Below are 13,105 nucleotides of genomic sequence, written 5' to 3'. Positions count from 1 at the left end.
CTAGCCGCGGACTTAAAGGAAATGTGGCGAAAGGTGGAACAAATTTGAATCGCGAGCTGTTTTAGTAGACATGACATCATTGTTTACGCCTTTGGAACTTGGCCGTTATACGTTGAATAACCGCGTGACCATGGCACCGCTGACTCGTCAGCGCGCAGGTCACAGCGGTGTGCCCAGCGAGCTTCACAAACAGTATTATTCCCAGCGCGCTAGCGCCGGGCTCGTGGTGACCGAGGGAACCTTCCCAGCATGGACGAACCGCGCGTTTCCGGGTCAGGCGGGCATCGTCGATGACGAGCAGGCGGCCGGTTGGCGCGAGGTGGCCGACAAAGTGCACGAAGAAGGCGGCGTCCTGTTCATGCAGATCATGCACGGCGGGCGCACCAGCCACCCGGATCTTATTAATGGTGCCCGGGCAGAGGCGCCCAGTGCATTGGACTGGGACGGCCAAGTTCGCGGCTTTGCTGGAAAGATGGACGCACCGGTACCGCGCGCACTCGAAGTCGATCAGCTCCCGCGCATCGTCGAGGAATTCCGCGCCGCCGCACGCCGCGCCGTCGACGCGGGCGTTGACGGTGTAGAGATTCACAATGCTAATGGCTACCTGCTACACGAATTCATGGCATCGTCTGCTAATCAGCGCGACGACGAATTTGGTGGCAGCCCCGAAAACCGCTGGCGCCTGCCTGAGATGGTAATTCGTGCTGTCGCAGATGAAATTGGTGCTGACCGTGTGGGCGTGCGCCTCTCCCCGGCCCACCTCGTGCAAGGCATTGTTGAAGACGACGAGGCAGACATGGTGGCCACCTACGGCGGCCTGCTGGACGCCATCGCCCCATTGAACCTAGCTTATGTATCCTTCCTGCACGCCCAGCCGGAAGGCGATCTCATCTCGGCCCTGGCAAAGAAGGCTCGCGCTAATGGAAAAACCAAGGTACTGATGAATGATGGTTTCAGCACGGTTACTACTAAGGAAGATGCCGAGCGCGAGCTGGAATTAGACTACGTGGATGCCGTTGTAGTGGGTCGTCAGTTCATTGCTAACCCGGATTTGGTGCGCCGGTGGCAAGAAGGTCTGGCCCTTAATGAGCCGGATCAGGCTACCTTCTATGATGGTGGCGAGCGCGGCTACATTGATTATGAAACTGCCGTGGACTAACGCGTAGTCCGCGGCACGTAGGCGGGAAAGAGCACGCGAGTGATAGAGAGTGAAATATCCCAAAGGGGCTATTTCACTTTTTGTCTCGAACGTGCAGGAGTTAACAACTGCCCACTAAATATTTAAGAGCTAAACCCCTCATTCGGACGCCATGTTAGCGTGACGGCTTCGTTTACTGGTGCGGAGGGGTTGAGGAGATCTTCGACGCGCAGCCAGTGCATTTCCGCAGAATCCGGACGGATTGTGACATAGCTATATCCGTGGTGATCGAGGTCCACGTGGCGTGTATGCGGGTTTGCCTCCAAAAGGTAGCGCTCAGCCAACTTGGAGAGCCTGTTGCCCTCGGGAAGGCGAAGCTGTTCGTTGATATTGGGGGCAGAGATAGACGAGCAAACCATTTCGGCTCCGAAGGTGTGCCCATCCTTGCTTACATTGTGTGCCCATTCGGAGTGGATATCGCCGGTAACAAAGAGGGCGTGGGACTCGCTCTTGGCAAGAACATCGATTAGCATCCGGCGTTCTGCTGAGTAGCCATCCCATTGGTCGCCATTGACCGGAATACCGGTGATATTGGACGATAGACAGGACGATATAGGGGCTAGCGTGTCGTTATGCTGCAGGGTAGCCAGGTTCATAGGCGAGAACATGACGGAGTTGCCCAGCATATTCCATGTGGCGGCAGAGGTATCGATCTTATTGACCAACCACTCGTATTGCTCCGAGCCGAGCATACTTCGCCCATCTGCAGACATCTTGATAGGGCCGAAGGTCACCTTTTTATCGCGGTAAGTGCGCAGATCCATCATGGTCAGTTCTACGAGATCCCCAAAGGTCAAACTCCGGTAGAGATGGCCGTTATTGGATGGGTTGCTTGCACGCACCGGCATCCATTCAAAGTAGGCTTGCATCGCGGCGTTTCGGCGATCGATCCAGGTGCCTTCTTCTCCCTCCGTGTGGTTTTCGGCGCCTTCCCTCCAAGAATCATTTGCGGTTTCGTGGTCGTCCCATACTGCGATCCACGGCAGGGCAGCATGCGCCGCTTGGAGATTTTCATCGGTACGGTAGCGACCTAGGCGCGTGCGATAATCTTCCAGAGTCGTAATCTCGTGCGCGGGGTGGTGTAGACGCACTGGACCAAAACCGGCGTATTCGCGTTGTGGGTATTCGTAGATATAGTCTCCCAGAAAGACCAAATAATCTAGTTGACCTGACCGTCCGCGCTGTGCGATATCGCCGTAGGCTTGAAAGAAGCCGGACTCCCAGTTGGCACAGCTGGCTACACCGAAGGTTAGCTCCTTTGGGGATGCAGTCACCGCTGGTGCAGTTTTGGTGCGGCCCACGGGGGAGATCCTATCTAGGGCATGAAAGCGGAAGTAATACACGGTTTCTGGTTCAAGGCCGTGAGGATCCACGTGGACCGTGTGGTCCTGTGCAGGATCGGTGGTTACTTCGCCGCGCTTGATGATGTCCCTAAACTCCTCATCCCGCGCAATCTCCCATACCACTGTGGTGGGCGCACCCGCACCAGAGCCAGGCATCGCATCCAGATCTGGCGTCACACGAGTCCACAGAACAACGGAATCTGGAATAGGATCACCCGACGCTACTCCGTGCAGGAAGGGATGTTCACCGGGCGCGGGCTCTATCATCTGTGGTTCTGGGCGTGAAGATAGGCTGCTTTGTGCATGAGCAGTGGTGGCCTGCGTTGTGCTCGCAGTGGTGGTGAACGCTAATGCGGCGCCGACCGTGCCGCTAGTTTTGAGGAATTTGCGGCGGTTGACATTAGACATCTCTGTTTGGGCGCTGTGATTCATGCTAGTCATATTCATAAGTTTTCTAGGATTGGAAGGGTCTGCAACCGCTCACGCCACATTACACCAAAAATTCCCTTTTCAGTAACCACGGGTTTACTTCCGTACCAACCAGGACGCCGCATTTAGGGGCCATGATGAACAGTAGACTGAAAGCTATGAGCGAATTGCAGCAGATAAGTCAATGGCCCGTAGATACTGTGGCCGGAGCGTTGATCCACTGTGGCGAGGTTATAGACACGGTAGGCGATACGTCGCACCAATTTCCGGTCGCTTCCGTTACCAAGCTGGTGTCGGCTTACGCAGTGCTGTTGGCCGTGGAAGAAGGCGCGGTGGATTTGCACCAGGCTGCTGGTCCGGAAGGCTCCACACTCGAACACCTGCTAGCTCATGCTGCGGGAGTAAAATTCGATTCTCGCGCCCAGCAAAAGCCTGTAGGCGAGCGACGCATTTATTCTTCCGCCGGATATGAGTGGGCAGCAGATATCGTTGAAGATGCCACTGACATCGAGTTTGCGGAGTACCTCCGTGAAGGTGTGTGCGAGCCGCTGGGAATGTCCTCCACCCGTTTAGAGGGTTCGGCTGGGCACGGCTTGGTCTCTACCGCGCAGGATCTCGCGGCATTTGCGGCCGAGGTCCAAAACCCGCAGATCCTGCACCCCAGCACTGTGGCCGATATGCGCCGTGTTCATTTTGCTGGTTTGCGCGGAATCGTGCCCGGCTACGGAAGCTTTAAGGATTGCACCTGGGGGCTTGGATTTGAAATTCGCGGTGAAAAAGACCACTGGATGGGAGCCTTGCCTACCGATGCCACCGGCCACTTCGGCATGTCCGGAACCTTTCTCTGGTTGGCCGGAGACTACGCCATGGTGGCATTAACTGACCGAGAATTTGGTGACTGGACAAAGCCGCTGTGGAATGAAACCAATACGAAGATCTGGCAGGCGCTGTAAGTACTCCATCGTAGATTTTCCTTGATAGGAAAACGGGAAAAGCTCCCCATTCCAGTGGAGTGGGGAGCTTAAAGCTGCTCTTTTTAGAATACCGGCAGACCAAGGCCTTCGATGAACATGGCGAACTGGGTGAAGATGCCGTCAACGAGGGAGAGAACCTGGAATCCGAAAGCAGAAGAAAGGTCAAACATAGGAAAGTCCTTTGAGTAGGGAGGGAATTCAAACCGGATTGTTTGAATTCATCACAGTATAGGCGGCGTGTGAGGATCGTGTCAATCTATTTCTTAAACAAAATAAATGTATATCGATCTCTCCGCCGATGGTGCTGTGCGTCTTTTTTAAAGCAGGGGACGAGGTTGGGCGCGGTGCCCCGCTACCCCCGCTATGGGTTTACCAATAGTGACTCATGAAGAGCTTTGCTTCTATGGGAAGTGGGGTAGTTTTCGGCCGAGGTGTCAGGGGATGAGCACTATTGAGTAAGTGTTTCTGCTGGTATCCGCCTTGTGGGTGGCTCTTGCTAAAAAGTTGCTTCGGGACGAACAGATTCAGGGTACATCTCTCAAATTTCACTTTTGTAACTTTAATTCCTTCAACAACTTTAGCCACAGTTTAGACTTCGAGTTCAGGTTGAGGACTTGGGGGTTGAAGTGAAAGTTGAGGGTTGAAGAGGGTTGTGTGACTCGGGAAAATTGTGCGCAGACGCAATAGACAGTTCGTAGGGGAAGACGAAGCTCGTCTTGCATTGCGGCGCACACCACGCGTGTAGGTCCGCAGTGCTGGTTTGTCGAGGGAGAAATCGGCTATGAATACTTGCGTTACTACAGTCCCGGCTCATCAGTCAGCCTCCAATTACGCGTGGCCCAGCCGCAACGGTGCGGCCGTCGTTGTTACAGGTGTGCTGAAAATTTCTGGGATGCCGCGCTCGCTGCGCCCAGAAGTAGAGCGAGCTATGGATCGGTGCATTCGCACCGAATCGGAGTTCATCGTCCCAGGAGATGATCTGCTGACCGCTCTGTGGTGCACTCGGTGGTACCGCGACGAGATCTCTATGGAGGCGCTCGTCTACGGTGCAGCCGCGGGCATCGGGGCGAAAAACGTTGGCATTGGCTGTCGTCAGGTGCTTACTGGAACTGAGATGGAACTTGCGGCGTTGGATAGCGCGGTATCTTACCTTGCCCAGCGCTATGGTTTTAGTGCCACCGTGTGCTTTAGCTAAAACGCATGAGTTAGTCGGCTCGAAAGCAATGGGGTCGAGCGAATCCGCATGTGCGCAGCCGCACGACTTAGGTCGCGCGGCGGGGGCATCGTTTAAGATTCTTCGTCGGCGAAAGGATCCATGATCCTTTCCGGGAGTTCTGCCACCGATTTGAATATAGCGGTCGGACGGTAAGGGTAGCGGGAGATTTCGCGATCGTCTGAAATGCCGGAGCGCACCAAAATCGAGCGCATACCTGCTTCTAAGCCCGCCTTTACATCGGTATCCATGCGGTCACCAATCATGACGGTGTTTTCAGAGTGCGCGCCTATGTGGTTGAGCGCTGAGCGCATCATGACTGGATTGGGCTTTCCTACGTAGTAGGGCTCGCGGTGGGTAGCGGCGGTGATCAATGCGGCTACCGCGCCGGTCGCCGGGAGGACGCCCTCGGGAGCAGGTCCCGTAACATCCGGGTTGGTGGCTATGAAACGGGCACCGTTGCGGATGAGGTTGATAGCTGTGGTAATGGCCTCAAAGGAGTAGGTGCGGGTTTCTCCAAGTACCACGAAGTCTGCGTCGTCGTTGGTGAGGATCCAACCGGCCTCATGGAGCGCGGTGGTCAGGCCGGACTCTCCCACGACGTAGGCTTTGCTGGAGCTGGCTTGGGTAGCCAAGAAATTGGCCGTCGCTGTGGCGGAGGTCCAGATGCGCTCGGCCGGGATATCCAGGCCGGTATTGCGCAGGCGTGCTGCCAAGTCGCGCGGGGTGGACATGGAGTTGTTAGTTAGCACCATGTATTCAATATTGTTATCTTTTAGCGCCTGAATGAATTTATCGGCACCGGGGATCATTTCCCCTTCCTTAATGAGTACGCCGTCCATGTCGGATAGGTAAGAAATCATTGGTGGTCCTCCAAATAGTCAGCGATATCGCCGATGGTGTCGCAGTTAAGCATTGTTTCCTCAGTAAGGCGCACCTTAAAAAGCTCCTCTGCACGTACGGTAAGCTCTATAAGCTCGAGGGATTCAACACCAACATCCGAGAGCGCAGTGTCTCTGCCAAGTTCAGCCTCTGTAGCGGTGACTTTGACGATGAGAGCGATGAGTTCGCCCAACGTATCCTGATCCGGTTTTTGGTCCTTATCCGGAGCAGAACCCTGGAACTTTGCCTGTAATTGGGCACTGAGGTCATTTGCCATAGTGCTCAGTGTAGTAGTGATCAGCCCGCTGCATAGGGAAATACGGACAGGCGGTATCGGGGAGAAGGTGAGGGTTTAAAAATATTTCAGGCGCTTCCAGCACTAAGCCGGAAGCGCCTGAGTTATATCTTTGTTGTGGACGTGTAGGAGGGGTTACTCGCCGCTATTAGGTGCAGTCGGGTCATCCAACTTCAGTTCGGAGGCTGCCTTTTCTACGACGGAGCGATCAATCTTGCCTTCCCGAGCAAGACCATCGAGCACGGCGACGATGATCGATTCCGCGTCAATATTGAAGAAGCGGCGAGCGCCCTCGCGCGTATCGGAGAAGCCGAAGCCGTCTGCCCCCAACGTGATGTAGGTACCAGGGACGTAGGGACGAATCTGCTCCTGCAACTCGGTGGTGAAGTCCGAGACACCGACGAATGGGCCTTCGAAGTCCTTGAGCTGGGAGGTAGCGAATGCCTCGGAGGGCTCCTCACCTTTGCGCAACGCCTCCTTATTGCGGCGGGCACCGTCGCGGGCTAGTTCGTTCCAAGAGGTCACGGAGAACAATGAGGTCCTGACATCGTAGTCTTCAGCCAGAATCTCTTGAGCGCGAAGAGCCTCGTGCATGCCGACACCCGAAGCCAGGATATTAGCCGGGATAGAGCCATTCTCAGCGGTATTGAAGTGGTAGATACCCTTGTGCAGGCCTTCCACGTCCAAGTCCTCCGGCTCAGCCGGTTGACGGACTGGCTCGTTGTACACGGTGAGATAGTACATGACCGGCTCGCTGTCCTTGCCGTACATGCGCTCGATACCGCGCGCTACAAGATGCGCAATTTCAAAGCCGAAGGCCGGGTCGTAAGAAATGACTGCCGGGTTGGTGCCTGCCAGGATAGGCGAGTGGCCGTCCATGTGCTGGAGGCCCTCACCAGTTAGGGTGGTACGGCCGGCGGTAGCGCCGATGATAAAGCCGCGGCCCAGCTGGTCGCCGGCGGCCCAGAAGGCATCGCCAGTGCGCTGGAACCCGAACATCGAGTAGAAGATGTACAGCGGAATCATGGCCTCGCCCTGGGTGGCATACGAGGTTGCGGCGGCGGTAAAAGATGCCGCCGCACCGGCTTCAGAAATGCCCTCGTGCATGATCTGGCCATCGGCGGCCTCGCGGTAGGACAACATCAGGTCGTGGTCCACCGGCACATAGTTCTGACCGCGCGGGTTCCAAATCTTCATGGTGGGGAACCAGGAGTCCATACCGAAGGTACGGGCCTCATCCGGGATGATGGGCACGATTCGCTTGCCTAGTTCCTTATTGCGCATGACTTCCTTGAAAGTGCGCACCAAGGCCATGGTGGTAGCGACTTCCTGCTTGCCAGAACCCTTGCGTACGGAGCGCAGCTTGTCCAAAGCAGGTGCTTCCAGCGGAGTGAAGTCCGCGCGGCGCTCAGGGAGGAAGCCGCCGAGTTCTTTACGGCGCTCCAGCATGTACTTAATTTCCGGAGAATCCTTACCCGGGTGGTAGTACGGTGGCAGGTATGGGTCCTTTTCTAGCTCTTCATCAGAGAATGGGATCTCCTGCTTGTCGCGGAAGTTCTTGATATCCTCCAGCGTCAGCTTTTTCATTTGGTGGGTAGCGTTGCGGCCTTCGAAGTTGTGGCCCAAGCCGTAGCCCTTAATGGTGTGGGCCAAGATGACGGTCGGCTTGCCCGAGCCCTTGTTCTCCAGGGCGCGAGCGTACGCTGCATAGACCTTGCGGTAGTCGTGGCCACCGCGACGTAGCGCCCAAATCTCTTCATCGGTGATGTCTTCTACCAGCTTAGCGGTGCGCTCATCGCGGCCGAAGAAGTGCTCGCGCACATAGGCGCCGTCGTTAGCCTTGAAGGTCTGATAATCACCGTCTGAGGTGGCATTCATTACGTTGACGAGGGCACCTTCGGTGTCCTTTTCCAGCAGCTTGTCCCAACCGCGGCCCCAAATGACCTTGATGACGTCCCAGCCAGCGCCGCGGAAGAAAGACTCTAGTTCCTGAATGATCTGGGTGTTACCGCGCACTGGGCCGTCGAGACGCTGCAGGTTGCAGTTGATTACGAAAGTGAGGTTATCCAGCTCGTACAACGCAGCAGTCTGCAGCAGGCCGCGGGATTCTGGCTCGTCCATCTCGCCATCGCCCAGGAAAGCCCAGACGTGCTGCTTTGAGGTGTCCTTGATGCCGCGGGTTTCTAGGTACTTATTGAAGCGTGCTTGGTAAATAGCGTTGACTGGCCCTAGACCCATGGAGACGGTGGGGAATTCCCAGAACCATGGCATCAGGCGCGGGTGCGGATAAGAAGGCAGACCCTTGCCTTCACCTAAGGAGACTTCTTGACGGAAGCCGTCGAGATCCTCCTCAGAGAGGCGACCTTCCATGTAGGCGCGGGCGTACATTCCTGGGGAGGCGTGGCCCTGGAAGAAGACCTGATCGCCGCCTGAAGGATCGTCTTTGCCTTTAAAGAAGTGGTTGAGTCCGACTTCGTAGAGTGGGGCGGCACCCGCATAGGTGGAGATATGCCCACCGACGCCAATGCCGGGGCGTTGCGCGCGGTGCACCATGATGGCAGCGTTCCAGCGGATCCAACGTCGGTAGCGCTTTTCTAGCTCCTCATCGCCAGGAAATTCCGGCTCCATGTCGGTGGGAATGGTGTTGACGAAGTCCGTCGACGTCAACGAAGGGAGCTCCACGCGTTTAGCGGTGGCGCGCTCCAGAAGGCGCAGCATCAGGTAGCGTGCGCGTTCGTGATCTGAATGGTCTAGCAGACCATCGAGGGAATCCATCCACTCGCGAGTTTCTTCTGGGTCGCTATCGTGAAGGTACGATGCAACACCATCGCGGATAAGGGGAAAGTTGGAATCGCCCTTGGCGGGGTCCGTCTCGGCCATGTAAACCTCCTAATTTAGGGTCTGCAAAGTTTAACTCCTACGATACGCGTTCCCTGATCGTGAGTGGGAGTCTAGTCCGGATAAAACACGGCGCTTTCCAGTGACCCCCTCACCACCTGCGGTTTACGGCCCTAGGGCAGCGAACAAACGTGGGTAGAAGACCCCTAAACGGCACTATTTGTTCCCCAAAACAGATCCCGATGTGGGTAGAAAAGCCCTGAAAATTGATCGAAGGGGGTGCTATAGCAAGTAAAAAACGCCCTGGGACGTTACACTACATGTAATAACGCTCGCCCTCCGTGTTATGCGCAGGTGGGGTGTGGGAAAGAATTCACTGGTTAAGGAAGGAAATGCATAGTGGCTGACGCTGCTGTCAAGCTCGGAATCAAGGAAGGGCAGATCGCTCTAGAGCTTGGGTGGGACGAGGATTGTGACACTACAATCTCTGAATCGATCGAAGCCGTACTCGGTGAGGATTTCCTCGAAGAGGAAAATGATGAACTGTGCGATGTAGTCCTTCTCTGGTGGCGCGAGGAAGACGGTGACCTCGTGGACGGTTTGGTCGATGCCAGTCGCCCGCTCGCGGATAACGGTGCTGTTTGGTTGCTGACCCCGGGTGCAGGCAAGCCGGGTACTGTTGAACCCGGGCTCATTTCTGAATCGGCGCAGCTGGCTGGCTTGGTACAAACCAAAGCTGAGCGTTTAGGTGAGTGGCAAGGCTCCTGCCTGGTCCAGCGTGGATACACCAAAAAATAGTCTTTACCAGCTGATTTGTGTTGCTTTATAAGCTTGCGCTACTGTACATGACAGCGCAAGGGCGCATGCGGCTTTAGCTCAGCTGGAAGAGCAATTGGTTTACACCCAATAGGTCGGGGGTTCGATCCCCTCAGGCCGCACCAGATTAGACCCCTTTTTCGAGAAATCGGAATAGGGGTCTTACTCAATCCCACGACAAAAACGCTACCTTGAAAAGCACGGCGCGCCCGACGGTATTTCACGAAGCCTCTCATCCATCCGGCCCGCCACCTCATCAAGGTCACCACAACCAAGTCCGCACACGTATCGAGGGTGAGCATCGCAGACTTATGCCTCAACTGCTTTTGTACCGCTTTCACCGACGCACCAGACGCTAACATCAGCCCCGCCGCCACATGCCGCAAGCCGTAGGGAGTCAACCGTCCAGGGATATGCCCATCCTTCACGCACCGATTCACCGCATGGGTAGGGCCACTCGGTATAAACCAAGTGGCCCCTTTTTGCGTCTTGTTACGTCCTGAAGTGGTTGTGGTCTTAGCTTTCAGTCAGCGAGGCCTTCATACGGGCATAATCCTCACTAGCCTTGTTGGACTGGAAATTGAGCATTTTTAGAATCGCGGAATTGCTAAGAATCCAGTCTTGTGCCTCTTTGGGGAGGCCGTAGAAAGCCGCAGCTCCAATGCTCAAAGCAATCGCATATGCTTGAAACAGCTCGTCGGAGCTGCTCGTTGCGGCAGGTACTACCGGCGCAGCGGACGCCACAGCAGGGGACCCGCAACCTATCGCCGTAGCAATAGCAACAGTAGCCACACACTTCTTAAACTTGAACACGATTTTCCTTTCGGTAACGGGTTTGAGCTTTATTTACATATCTGAATTTGGAAATGGTGTGTTAACACGGGGAGTACTGGCTTTCTTTCATGTAGAGCTTGCCAGCTTGTGAGGACTTTGGCCGTAGCACCGAGTTCGTTGGCCAGGGTGCTGGATGTGGTCCGTAGATGGTTTCTGCAGCGGCGTATTCGACAGGGGAGATAAGGAGGCGTGCTGCGAAGCGGTCGGCGCGGAACTCGTGTACTCCGTCGTGTCCGGGGTGGGCCGCCGCGATGCCACCGGATGGGTAACCTCGCGCCTCGGCGATTTGTATAAGAGCTTCAACCATCGGCAGCCGTATGTTGTTAAAAGTTAACTTTTTAGTTTTAAAGAACGTGAAACCGGCGATAAGTCCCCCAGGGAGCAGACTTCTCACCTTGATAGGTGAGATAGCTGGTTTCGGTGCGTCTACGGTCGGCCTCATGGGGTGAATAGGGGGTTAAGTAGCAAAATGTGCGTCTGGAACGGCTTGGGGTCGAGTGCGCGGGGCGCGGGATTTCGGTCCGATGGGTTGGGTGCCTCTGTTGTCGGAGGCATTAAGGATTTGGTAGACGCGTAGGCGAGAGATTCTGCATTCCTTGACTACTTTAGATGGACTGCGCTCTTGCTCACGGACTGCTGTGACGATGGCGAGGTTGCGATTGGGGCTGTTCATAGTGTCAAGCATGTCCCGGCTGACCTATCAAGTATCACGATTGCATTCGCAGAAACAGGGTGACAATTTTGTCGTGAACTCAGTCGCCTCCGTGTGGGCAAATATGCGGCCGAGACAGCGCCCTGGCTAGCCCACGACTACGGTTCGTAGCGCTCGCGGCGGCGTTTTTTCAGCTTGGCATAGTGGTCCGGTTTGGAATCTCCGTAGCGTGAGCGGTTGCGCAGCGCAGCGGCATACGTATGCGAGGCAGAGCTTGACGACTGTGTGTGTGGTTCGGGCTGCGAGGTAGCCCCGGCGTGAGATTCGGTCTCGGTGGTGGCATCGGCAAGCGATTCTGCATCCGCGTCGAGGGCCTGCATAGCGGCTTCTTCTTCGTGCAGGCGGCGGCGCTCGCGGATCTCGGACCATATAAAGTAGCCCAAACCTAGCGGAGCCATAATACCGAAGGCAATCCACTGGTAGCCATAGGAAAGGTGGTTGCCGCGGTCGAGTTGCGGGATGGGCATGGCAGTGAGTACCCCCGGCTGGCCTTCAGAGAGCTGGATGTAATCATGGCCTAAGTCGACACCGATAAGCGAGCCCACCTGCTGCGTGTGGATGGAATAGACCTGCCGGTAGCCTTCCTGTGTGATGGGGGAGGTTTGATGCTCTGCCTCATTTGAGCGCACCATGCCGGTAATGCTCACCTTTTCAGAGGGAGCGGGCGGGATATCCGGGACCGCATTGCCTTCCTTGGCGCTTATCCAACCACGGTTAACTAGCATGGTCAGGCCTCCGTCGGTGCGGAAAGGCACCAAGGACTGATAGGACGGACCGGAGCCGGCGGGGCGCAGGCGAAGCAAGACTTCCTTTTCGGCCAGGTAGTGCCCCGTGAGTGTGGCGCGGGACCATTCATCACCGGAAATGGCGCCGTCTTCATCTAAGAGCTGCTCAACCGGCTGTGGGTCGGCCTCGTAGGCATGCGTGATGTTTTCATTGCGTTCTACAATGTCTTCGTCCTTTCCCAATTGCCATGGGGCAAGGACGCTAAAGGCCAGGTAGGAAAATGCCACCACGAAAAGTAGCATGAGCACCCAGCCAGGCTTGAGGAACGTCTTTAGCATGCCCCCAAGTTTAGTCGTGGTTCTCGCGAATCCAATCCAGCAGGCCGGGAACGGCGGCTTCGATATTTTTGCGCGTGGTTTCGAAGTCTTTTTCGGTGCCATAGTAAGGGTCGGCGACCTCAGCGCCTTCCGGCGCACTCGGATCGAAGCTGCGCATTAGCCGGACCTTGGCAGGCTCAATGCCCGCATCGATGAGTGAATCGTAGTGACCGGAATCCATCGCAAGGAATAGGTCAGCGTCCATGTGTTCTTCGCCCAATTTGGTTGCGCGGTGCGAGGCCCCATCGTGTCCGGCGCGGCGCAATTCTGCAACGGCCCTTTCATCTGCGCCTTGCCCTACGTGCCAGCCGCCAAGTCCGCAGGAATCCACGGTGGCGACGAGGTCAAGCATGGCATCTTCCAATTCATCGCGGACGATAATTTCGGCCATGGGTGAGCGGCAGATATTGCCGGTGCACACGAAGACAAGGTAGAGACCCGAGTGAGAAGAAGATTCAGTCATGCGAA

The 13,105-nt window shown here is 56.0% G+C and carries 12 protein-coding genes, 1 tRNA gene and 1 pseudogene; 5 read left to right on the top strand and 9 right to left on the bottom strand.

Features of this window, described 5'->3' with window-relative positions; genetic code table 11:
• Positions 1-70: 70 nt before the first annotated feature.
• Entirely contained in the window at positions 71-1,159 is a 1,089-nt protein-coding gene (locus tag D9V82_RS05495) for an alkene reductase (protein WP_121911422.1), read from the top strand.
• Between the two features lie 122 nt (positions 1,160-1,281).
• On the opposite strand, the gene D9V82_RS05490 is transcribed toward D9V82_RS05495, so the two are convergent.
• Positions 1,282-2,982: an alkaline phosphatase D family protein gene (locus D9V82_RS05490; RefSeq protein ID WP_234456839.1), complete on the bottom strand. Its 1,701-nt coding sequence runs from the start codon at positions 2,980-2,982 to the stop codon at positions 1,282-1,284.
• A 146-nt stretch (positions 2,983-3,128) separates the two neighbouring features.
• Between D9V82_RS05490 and D9V82_RS05485 the strand changes: the two genes are divergently transcribed.
• Together D9V82_RS05485 and D9V82_RS05480 are read left to right on the top strand one after the other, a co-directional pair.
• Entirely contained in the window at positions 3,129-3,923 is a 795-nt protein-coding gene (locus D9V82_RS05485) for a serine hydrolase domain-containing protein (protein ID WP_121911421.1), read from the top strand.
• 802 nt (positions 3,924-4,725) lie between these two features.
• Entirely contained in the window at positions 4,726-5,139 is a 414-nt protein-coding gene (locus tag D9V82_RS05480) for a hypothetical protein (RefSeq protein WP_121911420.1), read from the top strand.
• A 92-nt stretch (positions 5,140-5,231) separates the two neighbouring features.
• Here the strand turns inward: D9V82_RS05480 and D9V82_RS05475 are convergent, their stop codons facing one another.
• From D9V82_RS05475 to aceE, 3 genes are all read right to left on the bottom strand, one after another.
• Positions 5,232-6,020: an HAD-IIA family hydrolase gene (locus D9V82_RS05475; RefSeq protein ID WP_121911419.1), complete on the bottom strand. Its 789-nt coding sequence runs from the start codon at positions 6,018-6,020 to the stop codon at positions 5,232-5,234.
• Positions 6,017-6,316: an acyl carrier protein gene (locus D9V82_RS05470; RefSeq protein WP_121911418.1), complete on the bottom strand. Its 300-nt coding sequence runs from the start codon at positions 6,314-6,316 to the stop codon at positions 6,017-6,019. Before D9V82_RS05470 ends, D9V82_RS05475 begins: the two co-directional genes overlap by 4 nt.
• A 153-nt stretch (positions 6,317-6,469) precedes the next feature.
• A complete protein-coding gene (aceE, locus tag D9V82_RS05465) occupies positions 6,470-9,214 on the bottom strand; it encodes a pyruvate dehydrogenase (acetyl-transferring), homodimeric type (RefSeq protein ID WP_121911417.1) in 2,745 nt (914 codons plus the stop codon).
• 357 nt (positions 9,215-9,571) lie between these two features.
• Here aceE and D9V82_RS05460 point away from each other — a divergent pair, with 357 nt between their 5' ends.
• Together D9V82_RS05460 and D9V82_RS05455 are read left to right on the top strand one after the other, a co-directional pair.
• Positions 9,572-9,970 carry a DUF3052 domain-containing protein gene (locus D9V82_RS05460; protein WP_121911416.1) on the top strand — a complete coding sequence of 133 codons (399 nt, stop codon included), beginning with the start codon at positions 9,572-9,574 and terminating at the stop codon, positions 9,968-9,970.
• 67 nt (positions 9,971-10,037) lie between these two features.
• Positions 10,038-10,113 (top strand) — tRNA-Val (locus D9V82_RS05455).
• A 391-nt stretch (positions 10,114-10,504) separates the two neighbouring features.
• Here the strand turns inward: D9V82_RS05455 and D9V82_RS05445 are convergent.
• The 5 genes and pseudogenes from D9V82_RS05445 to D9V82_RS05430 form a co-directional block, all read right to left on the bottom strand.
• A complete protein-coding gene (locus D9V82_RS05445; RefSeq protein ID WP_121911415.1) occupies positions 10,505-10,801 on the bottom strand; it encodes a hypothetical protein in 297 nt (98 codons plus the stop codon).
• Between the two features lie 61 nt (positions 10,802-10,862).
• Entirely contained in the window at positions 10,863-11,129 is a 267-nt protein-coding gene (locus D9V82_RS05440; RefSeq protein ID WP_234457536.1) for a hypothetical protein, read from the bottom strand.
• 171 nt (positions 11,130-11,300) lie between these two features.
• Positions 11,301-11,495: pseudogene (locus D9V82_RS12020) on the bottom strand (IS481 family transposase); the annotation flags it as partial.
• 137 nt (positions 11,496-11,632) lie between these two features.
• Positions 11,633-12,598 carry an SURF1 family cytochrome oxidase biogenesis protein gene (locus D9V82_RS05435; RefSeq protein WP_121911414.1) on the bottom strand — a complete coding sequence of 322 codons (966 nt, stop codon included), beginning with the start codon at positions 12,596-12,598 and terminating at the stop codon, positions 11,633-11,635.
• A 10-nt stretch (positions 12,599-12,608) separates the two neighbouring features.
• Positions 12,609-13,100: a low molecular weight protein-tyrosine-phosphatase gene (locus tag D9V82_RS05430; RefSeq protein ID WP_121911413.1), complete on the bottom strand. Its 492-nt coding sequence runs from the start codon at positions 13,098-13,100 to the stop codon at positions 12,609-12,611.
• Between the last annotated feature and the right edge of the window lie 5 nt (positions 13,101-13,105).

Source organism: Corynebacterium macginleyi (genome assembly GCF_003688935.1).
GTDB classification, from domain to species: Bacteria; Actinomycetota; Actinomycetes; order Mycobacteriales; family Mycobacteriaceae; genus Corynebacterium; species Corynebacterium macginleyi.
Note: the sequence above shows the minus strand (reverse complement) of the source record. Positions and strands in the feature narration are given on the sequence as shown.

What these genes read in the sequence shown, in the direction of transcription:
- aceE (WP_121911417.1), bottom strand. Translation starts at nt 9,214, where the DNA reads ATGGCCGAGACGGACCCCGCCAAGGGCGATTCCAACTTTCCCCTTATC.
- D9V82_RS05495 (WP_121911422.1), top strand. Translation starts at nt 71, where the DNA reads ATGACATCATTGTTTACGCCTTTGGAACTTGGCCGTTATACGTTGAAT.
- D9V82_RS05475 (WP_121911419.1), bottom strand. Translation starts at nt 6,020, where the DNA reads ATGATTTCTTACCTATCCGACATGGACGGCGTACTCATTAAGGAAGGG.
- D9V82_RS05470 (WP_121911418.1), bottom strand. Translation starts at nt 6,316, where the DNA reads ATGGCAAATGACCTCAGTGCCCAATTACAGGCAAAGTTCCAGGGTTCT.
- D9V82_RS05430 (WP_121911413.1), bottom strand. Translation starts at nt 13,100, where the DNA reads ATGACTGAATCTTCTTCTCACTCGGGTCTCTACCTTGTCTTCGTGTGC.
- D9V82_RS05490 (WP_234456839.1), bottom strand. Translation starts at nt 2,982, where the DNA reads ATGACTAGCATGAATCACAGCGCCCAAACAGAGATGTCTAATGTCAAC.
- D9V82_RS05485 (WP_121911421.1), top strand. Translation starts at nt 3,129, where the DNA reads ATGAGCGAATTGCAGCAGATAAGTCAATGGCCCGTAGATACTGTGGCC.
- D9V82_RS05440 (WP_234457536.1), bottom strand. Translation starts at nt 11,129, where the DNA reads ATGGTTGAAGCTCTTATACAAATCGCCGAGGCGCGAGGTTACCCATCC.
- D9V82_RS05435 (WP_121911414.1), bottom strand. Translation starts at nt 12,598, where the DNA reads ATGCTAAAGACGTTCCTCAAGCCTGGCTGGGTGCTCATGCTACTTTTC.
- D9V82_RS05480 (WP_121911420.1), top strand. Translation starts at nt 4,726, where the DNA reads ATGAATACTTGCGTTACTACAGTCCCGGCTCATCAGTCAGCCTCCAAT.